Raw genomic sequence first — 16,461 nt, forward strand, 5'->3', positions numbered from 1 at the left:
GGGTATTTTTTTAAACTGGAATTAGTTCGCCTTTGCTCTGCACTCAGCGATGATTTCATCCACTTTCGCAGGCGTCAGGTGTTCCCGGTAATGCTTACCCAGCTGCATCATCGGAGCATAACCGCAGGCGCCGAGGCATTCCACCAGTTTCAGTGTAAACATGCCATCAGGGGTGGTTTCACCAACACCAATACCCAGTTTGGATTTGATGTACTCAATGATGTTATCGGAACCGCTCACCATGCAGGGACCAGTCTGACAAACTTCAAACAGGTATTTCCCAACAGGCGTCAGGTTAAACATGCTGTAGAACGTTGCTACTTCATATACTTCGATAGGTTTGATCTGCAGCAGCGAGGCTACATAGTCCATCGTTTCTGCGCTCAACCACCCACCAAATGATTCCTGTGCCAGGTGAAGCACTGGTATCAGCGCACTTTTCTGCTTTCCTTCCGGATAGCGTGCGATGATCTCTTTTACTTTATTCAGTTTCTCTTCAGAAAATTGAACCACAGCTATTGATAATTTATAATTGAATAAACTTGTCGTCTTTCTTTTTTAGGGAGATGTAAATGCAGCTGCAGCTAATATCTCCCGACATATGAAACAACAAGACTAAAGAACTTTTAAACAGACTTCGTATCACTACGCATCCAGCTCACCTGCAATCAGGTTGAGGCTACTCATACAAATGATCGCATCTGAGATCATAGCGCCTTGTACCAGTTCGGCATATGCCTGGTAGTAAATGAAGCATGGACGGCGGAAGTGCAGGCGGTAAGGGCTGCGGCCACCATCACTGATGAGGTAGAAGCCTAATTCACCGTTGGCACCTTCTACAGAGCTGTATACTTCTCCAGGTACAATATCGGTTTCACCCATCACAATTTTAAAGTGATAGATGAGCGCTTCCATTTTCGTATATACGTCCTGTTTAGGAGGCAGGTAAAACTCAGGTACTTTTGCATGGTATACATCATCCGGCAGGTCTTTCAGTTTTTCCACTGCCTGGCGGATAATGCTGATACTCTCCCACATTTCGGCGTTACGGACGAGGTAGCGGTCGTAACAGTCTCCGGTGGTACCTACCGGCACGGTGAAGTCGAAATCCTGATAAGAGCAGTACGGTGTAGCCACGCGTACATCGTAATCCACACCTGCCGCGCGTAAGTTAGGACCGGTAAAGCCGTAGCTCATGGCGCGTTTAGCGTCGATTCCACCTACCCCTTGCGTACGTTCGATGAAGATACGGTTGCGGGTGAGGAGGGTTTCGAATTCTTTCAGTGCTTTTGGATATTCTTCCAGGAAGCGGTGAATTTTCTCCCATGCCACAGGGGTAAAGTTTCTTTCGAAACCACCTACACGGCCGATATTGGTAGTGAGTCGGGAGCCACAGATCTCTTCATAAATTTCATAGATCAACTCGCGGTAGGTCATCAGGTATACGAACCCGGTGAGTGCACCTGTATCCACGCCCATTACCGCATTACAGATCAGGTGATCGGCGATGCGGGCCAGTTCCATGATAATTACGCGGAGGTAATCAACACGTTTAGGGACTTCGATACCAAGGAGTTTTTCTACGGTCAGATGCCAGCCCATGTTATTAATGGGGGAAGAGCAGTAGTTGAGGCGATCTGTGAGTGGAGTGATCTGGTAGTAAGGGCGGCGTTCAGCGATTTTTTCGAAAGCGCGGTGGATATAACCCACTGTAGATTCGGCGCTAACGATACGTTCACCGTCGATTTCCAGAATATTTTGGAACACACCGTGTGTAGCCGGGTGGGTAGGACCCAGGTTCAGTGTGGTAGTTGTTTTTTCTATGGAGCCTTGCGGCAGGTTTACGTGTTGTTTCTGGTCTAGCATATCCTTAAGTATTAAATGTTTCCGCCGCGACCAAACATCTCATCGTCTTTGTCGATACGCATGGAGTCTTCGAGCGGGAATTCCTTACGCATGGGGAAATAAGTCATTTCGTCCACGTTTAGGATACGTTTCAGATTAGGGTGACCAACGAAGTCGATCCCGAAAAAGTCATATGTTTCGCGCTCCATCCAGTTTGCAGAGAGAAACAGGCTGGTAGCGGTGTATACTTTAGGTGCAGCAACCGGTGCAAAAACTTTCATGCGGATACGTACGTTGTCCACGAAGTTGTGCAGGTGGTAGATTACGGCCAGTTCTTCATTTTTCCTTTCCGGATAGTGAACGGCAGTGATATCTGTCAAAAACTGAAAACGCAATTCCTCATCATCAAACAGGAATTGCATTACTTTCAGATTGGATTCGCGTTGTGCAGTGAAGGTGAGCATGCCATACGGCTCTTCGTAGCCGGTGACCACATCTCCAAACTTCTCCGTAAGGCGTTGCTGTATGCGTTCGTTTGTTAAAGACATTAACAAGAATAATTTACGTTAACGATTTACCTGTTCTTCGGTTATTTGATACCGTATGATTCCATCAGTTCACGGTATTTCTCTGAGTTACGGCGGCGGAGGCCTTCGTTATGCACGAGGTCCTGGATACGCATAAACCCATCGATAATACCTTCTGGTCTTGGAGGGCATCCTGGCACGTAAACGTCCACCGGGATCACCTGGTCAATACCCTGAAGAACGGAGTAAGTATCGAAAATACCACCACTGGAGGCACAGGCACCTACTGCCATTACCCAACGGGGTTCAGCCATTTGCAGGTATACCTGGCGTACGATCGGACCCATTTTTTTTGAAATGGTACCCATCACCATCAGCAGGTCGCACTGGCGTGGTGTAAACGCCATACGTTCAGCACCAAAACGCGCCATGTCGTATGTTGCTGCCATGGTTGCCATGAATTCAATTCCACAGCAGGAAGTGGCAAAAGGCAGCGGCCAGATGGAATTTTTACGGGCCAGACCTATGACTTTATCAAAAGATGTGGCGTAAAATCCTTCACCGGAATATCCCTCAGGGATTTCCACCATCTTCACATTAGTATTATATTGAACCGGACGAGGCATGGTATTAATTTTAATGATTTAAGATTAGTCTTCCCATTTAAGAGCACCCTTCTTCACGATATAAATAAATCCGCAGAGGAAAAATCCGACAAACATCAATACGGCAGTAAATCCTTCCCAACCAAGATCTCTGAAATTAACAGCGTAGGGATAAAAAAAGATTACTTCCACATCAAATAGCACAAAGAGGATGGCTGTAAGAAAGTATTTGATGGCTACCGGCTGGCGGGCATTTCCTTTTTGCTCGATTCCGCTCTCAAAGTTAATGAGCTTATCCTCCGTTTTACGTTTTGGCCCCAAAAAATGGGTGGCGAGCATGGTTATTCCAACGAAACCTAGAGCAGCAAGTAATTGCAGTACAATAGGGAAATAGCTGAAGGGCGTCGTTGCTGACAAAAGTTCAGTTTCTGTATACATAAGCTTCCCGATAAAAATATTGACCGAATGCGCAAAAATACTGTAACTAAACCAAATATCAAATGAATAAACTTTTAAAATATTAGATTTTTTCATTAACCAGCAACAAAAAAACCCTCTGAAGTTCAGAGGGTTTTTTGTTTATAACAAGATAAGTTAATTACTTGTTGCTGGCTGCTGTTTTGGCACCATTACCTGCTGGTTTGGCAGGTTTTTCGCGTGCAGCCATGTTTTCTTTGATTTCTTTTACGGTTACGCTGTTAGGATCTACAGACAGGAGTTTATCAGCGAATGTGTTGATATTCTCTTTGTCTTCTTTATTGTAGTAATACAGCAGCATGTAAGTGTAAGCGTTGATCAGGTTAGTTTTGTATTTGGCCGGATCAGCACCTGCGGTTTCGATGTATTTCTCGAAGTAAGGTTTAGCAACACCGCTCTGACCCTGCTGGTCTTTAGCGTAGTTAGCCATACCTCTGTAGTAGTAACCAGCGACATAGTCTGGTTTAGCTTCGATCATTTTACCATACAGCTCATCTGATTTGTTCAGCAGTGTAGTATCGATTGGTTTTGCAGTAGCACCAGCGTAATAGTACATCTGAGCCGGCAGGTAGAAATCAATTGCCTGCAGGGTTTCTTTGTTAGCTACGCGCAGATCATTTGCTTTTACGTACCAATCACCTGCTTTATCGTATTTGCGGGCAGATTTGTAAGCTTCAGCAACAGCGTTGTAAGCTTCCACATCTTTGGTGGTATCCATAGATGCGAACTTCTCCAGGTAGTTCAGACCTTTATCTGTGTAACCGGCCTGGGTAGCAGAATCCGCATCTTTCAGACGCAGGTAGATGGTGCTCATCAGTTTATAATCCTGAACAGTCAGTTTGCCCTCACCAGCTTTAGTAGCATAGGCATCCATTACTTTCTTAGCGTTCAGGGAATCACCCTTCTGCAGGTAAGCATCACCTACGAGGAGGTTCAGTTTATCAGCAGTTTCTTCGTTAGCGGTAGCGAGCGCTGCGTTACCTTTAGTGATCGCTGCGTCGTAATCTTTTTTGAAGAAGGCCACTGAAGCATCCAGGTACTGCAGTTTGGCTTTATCCGCAGGGTCAGCTACTTCCATATATTTCTGCAGGTAACCGGCAGCTCTATCCCAATCTAATTGTTTCTTTTTAGGAGTGGTATAGAATAAGAACAACTCATAATATGCTGGTGCATATTTGGGGTCCATATTTGTTGCTTTGGTCCAATCTGCTACTGCTTCTTCTAAGAGGCGGGCATTGTAATTAACCAGACCTTGTTTCAGTACCGCTTCTGCATTGTTAGGATCCAGCTCCAGCGCTTTTTCGTATGTGGTAATCGCTTTACCACCATTTTCTCCACCGAGGAAGCGGTAAGCATCACCCAGTTCGATATAGTCGGCAGGGGTTGGATTATATACTTCTTTTTTCTTGCGGCCTTCATTGTTCAGTAATTTTTCCATTACTGACAGTGCATAGGCGCGGTCACCACCTTTAATTTCGCTGCTGGCATCGGCGATTGCACGAGCAACGTCACCATCTCTACCCTGGGTAGCAGCGCTTGCAGCTTCAAATTTTTGTTTGGCAGCAGCAGCATCTCCTTTGATCAGGTCAATACGGCCCATACCCACCTGCAGTAAAGCAGAGGTAGGAACAGCCTGCAAACCTTTCTGGAAAGTGGCCGCAGCACCAGCCTCATCACCCATGGCCAGTTGTGCTATACCCATGTAATAATAGGCTTTGTCTTCTGTTGGCTTCGCACCAATTACTTTTTCAAAATTCTGTTTTGCGGACAGATTTTTGCCGTAGTACAGGTCTTTCAATCCATCTTCAACAGATTGAGCCATCACGCTGCTGGATGCAGCGCAAAGCATTGCTACGAGTAAACTTTTCCGTCTGTTCATTTGCAATCTGATTTTTTAATTTTTAGTTGTGTTTTTCTACTTCAGGTTGGCCTCTCGAAATACTACATTCAATCTGGCCGGAAATAACCGGAACTGCTTAATCACCAGCTGTCCCTCGTAACTTCCTAAAAATGTGGCAAACCCCGAACCCAATCCATTGTACGGTTCCTTCAGGCAATAAAAGAATCCACGTTTAAGCGGATAACTGCCTGTTGCTATGTAAGCCTGGTGAGGCCTCACAAATTCGGAGTAGCCATCTGCACGTAACTTGGCTACGCTTACATCATTGGTAAAGGCCAGAGAAAGGGAATCGTTTGGATCAGCAATCCAGCTAACACCTATTACTCCCATGGCATCTTTATTTTTTGTCACATAATCCACCACTTCCGGGTTAGTTTTAGCCGCCATGGTGTTGGCCGGTAAAGCTTTTCCTTTGTTTATGGAGTCTCTGATATAGCGTACGGTGCTTGAGTTGGCATTATCAAACACCAGTTGCCACTTTCTGTCGGTTGCCGAACCATCCATTATCGCTCTTACCTGGTCCATTGTGAGGATGGAATCCGGATTACTATGATTCACAATTAATGCCAAAGCATCCCAGGCGAGGAGTAAACTACGAGGTTTTATGTTAATTTTCTGAAAATAATCTTTCTCTTCCTGATTAAATTCCCTCGTAACAATGATCAGTCTTGCACTATCATTCAGCAAATCTTTAAAACATTCCGCTTCGGGCTTGTATTCAGCAATCACTTTTGCCTTTGGATACAATGACTCGAAAACCTTTATTTCCGCTTCAATCAGAGGTTGATACGACTCATCCACCGTAATGTGAATGGTTCCCTCAGTTGGTGTATCCAGTTTCTTTTTGTTTGGATTACTGTTGCAGGCAGAGAATACAAGTGCACCCATTGCCAGGCCCAGGGCCATGGTCTTAGTAACATTGAAAAATCTCATAAAACAAACCTCCTTTCGCTTATATTTTGTTTTAAAATAATTTTCTTGCGCCATTAATAACTCTAAAGAGACCGTAAATACAGAGTACAACTCCTAATATAGTCATCCACTGCGGTGATAAACGGAACTCTCCTAAGCCTAACTGTCGCGCGAAAATCGCGAAAAGACCGAAGAGAATAAAAAATAACCCTCTAACTAATTCGCCTATAGGTCTATACCTGTTATCCGTGCGTTTGTTTTGTTCGTCCTGCATCATCTATGGTTGCGATTTACAATTATACAAAAAAATATTTTTTAATCCGGCATATGATCTTTTAGAAGTTTGTTAAAAAAACCTGCTAAATAACCGCGCAATTGTACATCCAGCGGCAATTTGAGTCATTTTTTCAACAATTCGTATTTTTTATTGAGAAATTTCGTCCATTATACCAGATTTCTTTTATATAGATGCAAATCAATGCAGGTTTCCATAATATCTTGTAGGTTTGCGGCCAGAATTTCAATTTCTTTAACATGAAAATTTTAATGGTCTGCCTTGGAAATATTTGTCGCTCCCCCCTTGCGGAGGGCGTGATGCGCCATTTGGCTGCCAGCAGTAAACATACCCACTGGGAAATCGACTCCGCCGGTACCGGCAACTGGCACATAGGCGACGCGCCGGATAAGCGCTCTACCCTCATTGCCAAAAGGAATGGTATCGACATTTCCAGCCACAGAGGCCAGCAGTTCTCTACCAGCGACTTTGACCGCTTCGACCGCATCTACGTCATGGACCGCAGCAATTATAACAACGTAATAAACAAAGCACGCCATGAAGCCGATCGCCAGAAAGTCCATTTTCTCCTGGAAGACGAACAGGAAGTACCAGACCCCTACTTTGACGATAAAATGTTTGCACCAGTATATGAATTGATTTTCAAGGCCTGCGAACGAATCATAAATAAAGAACAATAACACTCAACTTTCTATAAATGAGCAAACCCAGCATTCCCAAAGGTACCCGCGACTTCGGCCCGGTGATCGTAAGAAAGCGAAACTATATTTTCCAGACGATCCGCCAGGTATTTGAACTGTACGGATTTCAGCCCCTGGAAACACCTGCCATGGAAAACTTATCCACACTGACAGGTAAATACGGCGATGAAGGTGATCAACTGATGTTTAAAGTATTAAACAACGGTAACATCTTCGAAAAAGCCGAAAAAGCCACAAACACAAGGGAACTCGTAGCCGCTGTCAGCGAAAAAGCCCTGCGTTACGACCTTACCATCCCGTTTGCCCGGTTCGTAGTGATGAACCAGAATGATATTGCGCTGCCCTTCAAACGCTATCAGATGCAGCCGGTATGGCGCGCCGATAACCCACAGCGGGGCCGCTACCGCGAGTTTTACCAATGCGATGCGGACGTGGTAGGCAGCAATTCCCTCGTAAACGAAGTAGAACTCCTGCTCATCTACGATGCAGTATTCACCAGCCTCGGTCTGGCCGGTGTGGAACTGCGCGTCAATAACCGTAAAATCCTTTCCGGCCTGGCAGAAGTAATCGGGAAACAGGAACTCCTGACAGACATTACCATTTCCATCGATAAACTTGATAAAATTGGTGCAGAAGGGGTACGTAAAGAGCTGAGCGACCGCGGATTAAGCGATGCCGATATTAATACAATCGAAAAGTTCCTTACAATAGGTGGTACCAACGAAGAAAAATTAAATCAACTGGCTGAATTGCTGCAAAGCAGCGCCACTGGCCTTAAAGGAATTGAAGAATTAAAATTTGTCCTCAACTCCGGCCTCACCACCTTTAATAACGAGCCCATCATTGATGTTACCCTCGCCCGGGGCCTGAACTACTACACGGGTATGATCGTGGAGGTCAAAGCACCAGCCACCGTAAAAATGGGTAGTATAGGTGGCGGCGGCCGATACGACGACCTCACCGGCCTCTTCGGCCTCAAAGGTATCTCCGGCGTTGGCATCTCCTTCGGCGTAGACCGTATCTACGACGTGCTGGAAGAACTGAATCTCTTCCCTGAAACTGCCCAGCAATCTACCAAGGTAATTTTCCTCAATCTCGGTGAAGCAAATGCGGTAGCCGCCTTTAAACATGTACAGGCGCTGCGCGCCAAAGGCATCGCTGCTGAGATATATCCGGAATCTGCCAAAATGGATAAACAGATGAAATATGCCAATAAAAGGGGTATTCCTTATGTAGCCATTATCGGCGAATCAGAACTGCTGGAGAATAATGTGAGTGTGAAAAACCTGACCACAGGTCAGCAGGAGAAGGTGGCAGGAGCAGATGTAGTAAACTACAATTTCTAAATTAACTGGCGGTTTCGCCGCAACCGACACCAGCGTGTCGTATAAAAATAAAGCCGGCCACGTGGCCGGCTTTATTTTTTATTATTTATTTCGATTCGCAAATTCCGCTTTTGCAGCTTCCAGATACTGCACAAATGCATCCACATCTTCCTTCGGATCATAACCATAACCTTTCATTGCCAACGGCTTACCTGTGAGGTCAACCGGGATATAATAAGGCTGGGAGTTCCTGTTGAATTTAGACGCTTCCAGGTCCTGGTTCAGCAGGCCTACATTCGTCACTTTCGTACCGTCAAATTTAGACACATACTGCTCATTCTCAGGCAGCTTGGTTTTCTCATCAGTGTACAGGGAAGCAACTACGAAGTCGTTACGCAGGATCTTCATCACTTTAGGGCTGGAAAGCACTGATTTTTCAAACTTACGGCAGTTCACACAGGTGTGACCGGTAAAGTCGAGCATCAGCGGCTTTTTAGCTTCTTTGGCAGCAGCCAGCGCTTCCTCATAATCAAAGAATACGTTTTCCACTCCCGGAATTTCAGAGTGCAGAATGCCTACCAGTTTCTTAGGCTTGATAGTCAGGGCGTCGGATTTTTGGCCGCCACCACCGCCACCGCTTTCCAGCGATGCCTGGATATCAATCAGGCTGCGGTTAAGATTGAAGTCCTGAGAACCTTCGTGCGGCAGGAATCCGGAGATACCTTTTAGCGGAGCACCCCACATACCAGGAATCATATACACCACGAAAGTAAAAGTGATGATCGCAAAGCACAGGCGGGTTACTGACAGGTAAGGCACATCGCTATCGTGACTCAATTTCAGTTTACCCAGCAGGTAAATACCCAGCAAACCAAAGATGGCAATCCACAGTGCCAGGAAGATCTCTCTGTCCAGCAGGTTCCAGTGGTAGGCCATGTCCACGTTCGACAGGAATTTCAGCGCCAGGGCCAGCTCCAGGAAGCCCAGTACTACTTTTACCGCATTCAGCCATCCACCTGATTTACCGATTTTATTCAGCAAACTAGGGAACAGGGCAAACAGGGAGAAGGGGATTGCCAGCGCCAGTGAAAATCCGAACATACCAACCAACGGACCGGTGTTACCTCCTTTTGCTGCCAGTACTAACAGGTTACCCAGGATAGGACCGGTGCAGGAGAAGGAAACGATAGCCAGGGTAAGGGCCATGAAGAAAATACCCATGAAGCTGCCCATGCCGGCTTTGGAATCTGATACGTTTGCCCATTTGCTAGGCAGGCTGATTTCGAATGCTCCCAGAAAGGAGAATGCGAACAGCAGGAAGATCACAAAGAATATAAAGTTTGCTATCCCATTACTTGCCAGCGAGTTCAGGGCGCCCGCACCAAAAATTTTGGTGATCAGGAAACCCAGGAAGGTGTAAATAATGATGATAGACAGGGAATAGATAAACGCATTTTTGATGCCCTGTGCCCTGGTTGCACTTCTTTTGGTAAAGAAGCTTACCGTAATAGGAATCATGGAGAATACGCAGGGAGTGATCAGTGCGATGAAGCCACCACCAAAGCTGGCCAGGAAAATCCACAGCAGTGATTTGTTAGAAGCATCGTCATCCGCTACATCGCCGGCAGCAGCGTCGCCGGTGGCAGCAACTGCTGTGTTAGCGGCAGCGCCAGGCAGTTCTACTTCAAATGTGGCTTCTTCAGAGAGCACCTCTTCCCCTTTCAGCGCCATGTAGTTCACGGAACCGGAGAGCTTAGCGGCACCTGCAGCAGCTTTAACATCAGCTACCAGTTCTACTTCATTCTCGAAATATTTTACCTCCACATTGTCGAACAGGGGCTCTTTTTTGTTTAAAAGCTGCCCTTTTTCGGTGATGCCGGTAATTGTACCTGCAGTGCTGTCGAGCACTACACGGGTATTAGGCGCATCGTCCCCCATGGTTGTGGAGTACAGCTGTACCCCCTTTTCGATCACGCCTTTTAAGTGCAAGGTATATTCAGTGTCGTTTTTCTTTTCAGCGGAAAACTCCCACTTCACTGGTTTCGGGCTCTGATCCTGTGCGTTGGCACTTAATCCAAATATTGCTAAAACAGGTATCAGAAATGAAAGCAAATGCTTCATAAAGTCAATAGGCTTTAAATAATACTTCAGAAACTAAACAACAAACGAGTTCCAGTTAAGTGGAACTCGTTTGATAAAACTCTTTTATACGTAAGTAGAGGATGCAACTTATTTACCTCCAACGGTGATTACGAACTCAGTTTCTTTTGGAGGAAGGCACTGATGATCGTCACAAACCATGAACTCAACGGAACCTTTCACTTTGTTGGCAGCTTTACCTTTAACGGTTACTTTCTGTACAAAGTCAACAGTGTTTTCGTAGTATTTCAGTTCAGAGTTGAAGTTTTTATCGAAGTTTTTGTGCAGTTTACCTACTTCCTGGATTTTACCTACCGGTGTTACCAGCGGGTTTTTAGCAATTTTGAAAGTGGTTGGAACAGGACCTTCACCAGCTTCCTGTGCGTACAGGTGCCAGCCGGCATCGATGGTAGCTGTCATGTGCAGTTCGTAAGTGGTAGCGTCAATCTTCTTTGAGCTGAATTTCCATTTTACCGGATTCTCTATCTGAGCACTTGCCAGAAAAGGCAAGGCGAATAAAACCATAGCTGTTAATAACTTCTTCATACTTAGCTTTTTAATTGGTTGGTGGTTCGATTTATTAATTGTTGTTTATCAAGCTTTTATTTGGGATTTAGCGCTTATGGATGGCTTCGTTTACATCATAATATTCAATAATGCTGCCAAACTTTTACTATCTAAATCACTGGTTTCCCGTGGTCAGGCGATATTAATATCTCCCTGACAAATCTACTAGGAAAGCACAAAATTACTTCGCCGCTCGCAATTTTCCATTGCCGTTCATCCGGAAATAACAAAATATTGAGTATCAGGTGCTTAAAAAATGATTATCTGCTGAAATATTGCATAACTATCACATATGCGAAGGCCATGAGATGCACGATGTTAGCAAAGGCATCGCTGGGGATGCACCAGAAAACGTTGCCGGCAAAGATGGAAACAGGCAATACCGCCAGCACCCAGTAAGCAGGGGAAAAATGAATACCGAAGAATGGAATCAGCACGGCTACCGCCACGTATACAATGAGGGCTGCCCAGATTTTGCGGCCCTGGATCAGCATTTTCTTCAACGGCCGCTGCAACAACAGCCATCCGAGGAAAAAGAAGAGCAAACAGGCCACCATGGCGCCCCACACCTTATAATCCGTGATCATTGGCAATGAAAACCCGATGTTGGGTATCATGCGCAGTAAAGCGATCTGGTTGGTGAGAAACAAATAAGTACCCATCAGGTAAAGTGGGCAAATCAACCCCAGCAAGGCGATGATCCACTCTGCCAGCCGGAACGCACGCATGATCAGCATGCTCACCAGCAATAACAGGCAAAAAATAACCGAAGGGAAATACAGCAATCCGCAGATGCCGATGGCAAATCCAATATTAAAAACCACATCCCTGGCGGATGTACGTGTATACAACGACGTTATACTGGACACTACCCACAGCATAATCAGGTTTACCAGCAGGCCCGGGGAGAATACATTCCAGCTTTGCAGCATGGAGGTAAACAGGAGATAAGCCATCGCCGGCAGGTAGGTAGGCTTGGCAAACAACCGGTGATGGTTTACGATTTTTGTAAACAGCAGCGACTGCACCAAAATCAGCAAAATAGCCAGCGACGTGAAGAACAACGGGCTATCCCCTGCAAAGCTATGCAGCCATTTTACGATCAGTTTATATAGCAATCCTTCTGAACCGTCGGCCAGGTAGGTGGACGGATGCAGCAGATAGAAAAACTTTACAACGAGTGTGTATATCAACAACAGCAATACCGTAAGCGGATTGCCGGAACGGAAAAATTTTATCACAGTGCAAAGGTGTGATTAAAAGTCAATTTTAGCAAAGCAAATATAGTTCCTGTAGATGCACGGTATCAGTACAGATCTGGAACTGATTTGTTTACCGTAGCGTGGCATCCAGGTGTAGCCTTTGTCCAGGTTACGCAGTGTAGGCATCCTGTTGATCTTACCGCTGGGCTCCAGACTGTTGTCAGTCAGGATATAGCTTCTGCGGTCAAGATCGTTGTACAGGAAACGCAGCTCACTGCCGATGTTTACCATCATGTAAGAAAGATACAGATCGGCATTATCGTCAAACTGGCTCTTGTTCACGAAGTTGTTCCATTGCATGTTTCCTTCTTCGTCAAAAGAGAGGACAATAACCTTATCGTAATGGTAACGTAAACCCTGGGAATTGTTCCAGTATCCGGGATTATAGTACCAGGGGGAATAAGGAGAATAATAATAGGGAGAATAAAAACCACTGTATGGATTACCGTACATGTAGTTCCAGCGATTCCACGGCTGATAGCGGCTGGAAGTAGAGAACGCCTCAGCGGTCAACAGGAAACCTCCGTTGGCAGTATTAATCACCCGACGGATGAAATAATCATTGAAAGCTGCATTGGTACTGGATTCAGTTCGGGCGGCGGCCTTTAGCTCCGGGCTAAACAGTGTTGACTTCTCATAAATCGTTTTCTGATTTTTAAAATCATATTTATAGAGATATAGGCCTTCCACATTACCACGCTTCTGCTTATAATAGAACGCAGTAATCAGGGCAGTACCCTTCTGGTTATCCAGTTTCATCTTCACCTCATCCAGCATCTGGGATTTGAACTCCAGCGGTGTTACCTCAAAACTGTCTGTCAGCGGGTGTTTTACGATCATATTACCGCTGATCACATAGTCCTTACTGCTGGTTCTTTCCAGTTTATTGAAGATAAAATCGCCGTCGTTGGTAAGATTAAAGTTATTGAGGAAATACTTTTTGGACTGCATCGGCAGGCTCACTTTGCTGTTGTTTACCAGCTGCATGGCGCTGTCGTACAGGAAAGTATAGAAGAGATTGTTGTTTTCGTTGTCCTGGTTGATCTTGTAAATCATGATCCTGTTCTTGTCCTCGGACACTTCCAGGGAGTAGACTTTATTCTCTCTTGAATAATAACCGATTCGAGTAGAATCAATCAGAAGCGGCTCCGTGGCAAATTTAGCATCAGGACTCATAGTGGCACAATAGCTGAAAACGGCATCCTTATACTGAAACTGATAGATCATGAGCACTTTATTGGGATAGGCCACAAAGTCCATACTGATCACCTTTTTAGGGAGGAAGTCGAGCGGCACCCTTTCCTTCAGCTCCATGCCGTTGTCATACACCGAAACTGCATAGTCGCCGCGGTCGGATTTATACACCAGTATATTCCCGGCCACGCGGCCAATGATTTCGAACTCCGTATTTTTATAATCATCCTTTTCGGGCTGTGAATAGGATATTTTCTGGGCCATCACCGTGGTGCCGGCCAGCAGCATCAAAAGCAACAATTGGATGCGGTATAGTGTATGCATGCTTCAGTTGTGTTTCAAAAAGTTGTTGGTTATGTGTGGCAAACGGATTGCTGCTAACCTGATTTTCAAACTTACATTAAAATTCACAATAATGGTAAGCAATTTCCGTGCACAATTCCGTAGGCCTTTTCCCGTTACATAAATACCAAAAGGCTGGATTTATTGTGTACATTTAATTAATTTTTTTAAAACAGCATATTCTCAATGGAAACCGTTTTAATCACCGGTGGCACCGGACTGGTAGGCACCGCATTAACGGACCTTTTACTGGAGAGAGGGTACAAGGTAATTGTGCTCACCCGTACACCAGAGCGCGGTCGTAATAAGCAGATCACCTATGCCAGGTGGGATGTGAAAACCCAGACGATAGATACGGCGGCGCTGCAGCAGGCCGACTATATTGTGCACCTCACCGGCGCCAATGTGGGGGAGAAACGCTGGACAGACGCCCGTAAGCAGGAGATTGTTACCAGCCGCACCCAAAGCAGTGAACTGATTGTAAAAGCCCTGCTTTCTACTCCCAATAAAGTAAAAAAAGTAATCAGCGCCTCCGCAACCGGCTTCTATGGCCAGTATACCGATCATATATTCACAGAATCAGATCCGCCGGCACAGGATTACCTGGGCACTACCACCCAGCTGTGGGAACAGGGTATTGCGGAAGTGAAGTCGCTCGGCAAAAAACTCGTTACATTTCGTATAGGCATTGTATTGAGTCGTAATGGCGGTGCCCTGAAGGAATTCTACAAACCGCTTCGTTTCGGCTTTGCCACGGTAATGGGCAGCGGGGAGCAGTACATCAGCTGGATTCATATCCACGATCTGGTACGCCTGTTTTTCAATGCCATTGTAAACGATAAGCTGGAGGGCACGTATAACGCGGTAGCCCCCAACCCTGTTACCAACAAGGAGCTGATACAGGCCATGGCCAGAGCTGCCAAGGGCAGGAGCTATATGATGGCTTATGTGCCGGCGGCGGTATTGAAGGTAGCCCTGGGAGAAATGAGTGTAGAGGTACTGAAGAGTGTGCGAGCGTCTGCCAATAAAATTCAGCAGACAGGTTTCCAGTTTTCCTACCCTACCATTGATAAAGCTATGGAGCAGTTGTTTCCGAAGCACTGAGTACTTTTCGCAGTGCGGCCGCTTTCAGCAGGCACTCTTCCCATTCTTTTTCCGGATCACTGTAAAAGGTGATGGCTGATCCTGTTTGAAAAGAGAGGTATTTGGCAGTGCTATTGTAAAGTATGCTGCGGATAACCACGTTGAAATCAAAATCCCCTTCCGGCGTGATATAGCCTACTGCACCGGAATACAAGCCTCTGCGGCTTTTTTCGTGTGACTCTATCAATTCCATCACACTTTTCTTGGGAGCACCGGTCATGGAGCCCATCGGGAAGGCGTGCCTGATCACTTCGGTGAAGGGCTGATCTTCCGGGAGGGTGGCCGCTACGGTGGATATCATGTGATGCACCTGTGCAAAGGAGTAGATGCCAAAGAGTTCACTTACGTGTACAGAGCCTCTAACGGCGGCGTGACTGAGATCATTCCGCACCAGGTCTACCACCATTACATTCTCCGCTCTTTCCTTGGCGTTGTTGAACAAGGCTTTCTTCAGTGCATCGTCGGTGGCCGGGTCAGCATCTTTCCGGCTGGTTCCTTTTATAGGCTGGGAGATGATATTGCTGCCTTTTTTCTGAATGAAACGTTCCGGGCTGGAACATACCATGTATTTGTCTTCTACCCGGTAAAAGGCTGCAAAAGGGGCTGGAGATAAGGTGCTGAGTCGCGCATATAACGCTGGTGGGTATACGCTGGCGTTGGTGATAAAGCTTTCGCGGCAAAAGTTCACTTCATAGCAATCTCCCCGCAGGATATGTTGCTGGAGCGACTTTACGGCGGCAATATAGCTGTCGTGGTCCAGGTATGCCTGCAATGGCTGCGCGACGGGTGGTGTGGGATCTTCCACCGTGGCGGGCATGGCGAGGCATTCCAGCAGTATGGCGTGGGCTTCTTCTTTGGAAGCATGGAGCATACCAATGGCTACTTCTTCTTTTTCGAGCAGCATCACGATGCGTGGCCGGAAGAAGAACAAGTCCGGGAAACCGGTTCCATCTGGGTTTTGCGAGTGCAGGGAGGGTACTACTTCATTTTTGAGGTCGTAGGCGAGATGGCCGAATAACCAATCCCGACGGCTGTTATGAAATTGCAGTAGTGCGCTAAAGGCGTTGCCTGCGGGCATCTGCAGTGTGTCAATTGCATCTGCTCCAAGTATGGCTTCGTATTGATGATAAGACGACGGATAGTAATTGTTGTCTAATAAACAACAAATGTTGAACCGGGCAGCCCAATTCAACATTTGTTGTTTAAATATTTTATGATCATCAACCG

At 46.0% G+C, this 16,461-nt stretch carries 15 protein-coding genes; 3 read left to right on the forward strand and 12 right to left on the reverse strand.

Going from position 1 to position 16,461, the window contains the following annotated elements; all coding sequences use genetic code 11:
* Window positions 1-21: 21 nt before the first annotated feature.
* From BUB18_RS02655 to BUB18_RS02685, 7 genes are all read right to left on the reverse strand, one after another.
* Window positions 22-513 (reverse strand): NADH-quinone oxidoreductase subunit NuoE family protein, encoded by a 492-nt coding sequence (locus tag BUB18_RS02655; RefSeq protein WP_083549284.1) that lies wholly within the window; start codon window positions 511-513, stop codon window positions 22-24.
* A gap of 132 nt (window positions 514-645) precedes the next feature.
* Entirely contained in the window at window positions 646-1,866 is a 1,221-nt protein-coding gene (locus BUB18_RS02660; RefSeq protein WP_073077744.1) for an NADH-quinone oxidoreductase subunit D, read from the reverse strand.
* Window positions 1,867-1,877: 11 nt separating this feature from the next.
* Window positions 1,878-2,393, reverse strand: a complete 516-nt coding sequence (locus BUB18_RS02665; RefSeq protein WP_073077746.1) for an NADH-quinone oxidoreductase subunit C — start codon at window positions 2,391-2,393, stop codon at window positions 1,878-1,880.
* A gap of 41 nt (window positions 2,394-2,434) precedes the next feature.
* Window positions 2,435-2,998, reverse strand: a complete 564-nt coding sequence (locus BUB18_RS02670; RefSeq protein WP_073077747.1) for an NADH-quinone oxidoreductase subunit B — start codon at window positions 2,996-2,998, stop codon at window positions 2,435-2,437.
* A 24-nt stretch (window positions 2,999-3,022) separates the two neighbouring features.
* On the reverse strand, window positions 3,023-3,511 hold the full coding sequence (locus BUB18_RS02675; RefSeq protein ID WP_245805605.1) for an NADH-quinone oxidoreductase subunit A: 489 nt from the start codon (window positions 3,509-3,511) through the stop codon (window positions 3,023-3,025).
* Between the two features lie 64 nt (window positions 3,512-3,575).
* Window positions 3,576-5,333, reverse strand: a complete 1,758-nt coding sequence (locus BUB18_RS02680; RefSeq protein WP_143159802.1) for a tetratricopeptide repeat protein — start codon at window positions 5,331-5,333, stop codon at window positions 3,576-3,578.
* Window positions 5,334-5,369: 36 nt separating this feature from the next.
* Window positions 5,370-6,287, reverse strand: coding sequence for a substrate-binding domain-containing protein (locus BUB18_RS02685; protein ID WP_178372070.1), 918 nt, complete (start codon window positions 6,285-6,287; stop codon window positions 5,370-5,372).
* A gap of 513 nt (window positions 6,288-6,800) precedes the next feature.
* Here BUB18_RS02685 and BUB18_RS02695 point away from each other — a divergent pair.
* Window positions 6,801-7,241, forward strand: coding sequence for a low molecular weight protein-tyrosine-phosphatase (locus BUB18_RS02695; protein WP_073077752.1), 441 nt, complete (start codon window positions 6,801-6,803; stop codon window positions 7,239-7,241).
* Between the two features lie 17 nt (window positions 7,242-7,258).
* Complete coding sequence (gene hisS / locus BUB18_RS02700; protein ID WP_073077754.1) at window positions 7,259-8,608, forward strand: histidine--tRNA ligase; 1,350 nt, start codon at window positions 7,259-7,261, stop codon at window positions 8,606-8,608.
* 81 nt (window positions 8,609-8,689) lie between these two features.
* Here the strand turns inward: hisS and BUB18_RS02705 are convergent, their stop codons facing one another.
* The 4 genes from BUB18_RS02705 to BUB18_RS02720 form a co-directional block, all read right to left on the reverse strand.
* Window positions 8,690-10,708 carry a protein-disulfide reductase DsbD family protein gene (locus BUB18_RS02705; RefSeq protein WP_073077756.1) on the reverse strand — a complete coding sequence of 673 codons (2,019 nt, stop codon included), beginning with the start codon at window positions 10,706-10,708 and terminating at the stop codon, window positions 8,690-8,692.
* A gap of 108 nt (window positions 10,709-10,816) precedes the next feature.
* Entirely contained in the window at window positions 10,817-11,272 is a 456-nt protein-coding gene (locus tag BUB18_RS02710) for a protein-disulfide reductase DsbD domain-containing protein (protein WP_073077758.1), read from the reverse strand.
* Window positions 11,273-11,553: 281 nt separating this feature from the next.
* Entirely contained in the window at window positions 11,554-12,534 is a 981-nt protein-coding gene (locus BUB18_RS02715) for a hypothetical protein (RefSeq protein WP_073077760.1), read from the reverse strand.
* A gap of 15 nt (window positions 12,535-12,549) precedes the next feature.
* Window positions 12,550-14,073, reverse strand: a complete 1,524-nt coding sequence (locus BUB18_RS02720; protein WP_073077762.1) for a hypothetical protein — start codon at window positions 14,071-14,073, stop codon at window positions 12,550-12,552.
* Between the two features lie 204 nt (window positions 14,074-14,277).
* On the opposite strand from BUB18_RS02720, the gene BUB18_RS02725 reads away from it, so the two are divergent.
* Window positions 14,278-15,195: a TIGR01777 family oxidoreductase gene (locus tag BUB18_RS02725; RefSeq protein ID WP_073077764.1), complete on the forward strand. Its 918-nt coding sequence runs from the start codon at window positions 14,278-14,280 to the stop codon at window positions 15,193-15,195.
* On the opposite strand, the gene BUB18_RS02730 is transcribed toward BUB18_RS02725, so the two are convergent.
* Window positions 15,167-16,429: an anthranilate synthase component I family protein gene (locus BUB18_RS02730; RefSeq protein ID WP_073077766.1), complete on the reverse strand. Its 1,263-nt coding sequence runs from the start codon at window positions 16,427-16,429 to the stop codon at window positions 15,167-15,169. The two genes, BUB18_RS02725 and BUB18_RS02730, sit on opposite strands and share 29 nt — an antisense overlap.
* Window positions 16,430-16,461 lie beyond the last annotated feature (32 nt).

It is taken from the genome of Chitinophaga jiangningensis (genome assembly GCF_900142605.1).
GTDB classification, from domain to species: Bacteria; Bacteroidota; Bacteroidia; order Chitinophagales; family Chitinophagaceae; genus Chitinophaga; species Chitinophaga jiangningensis.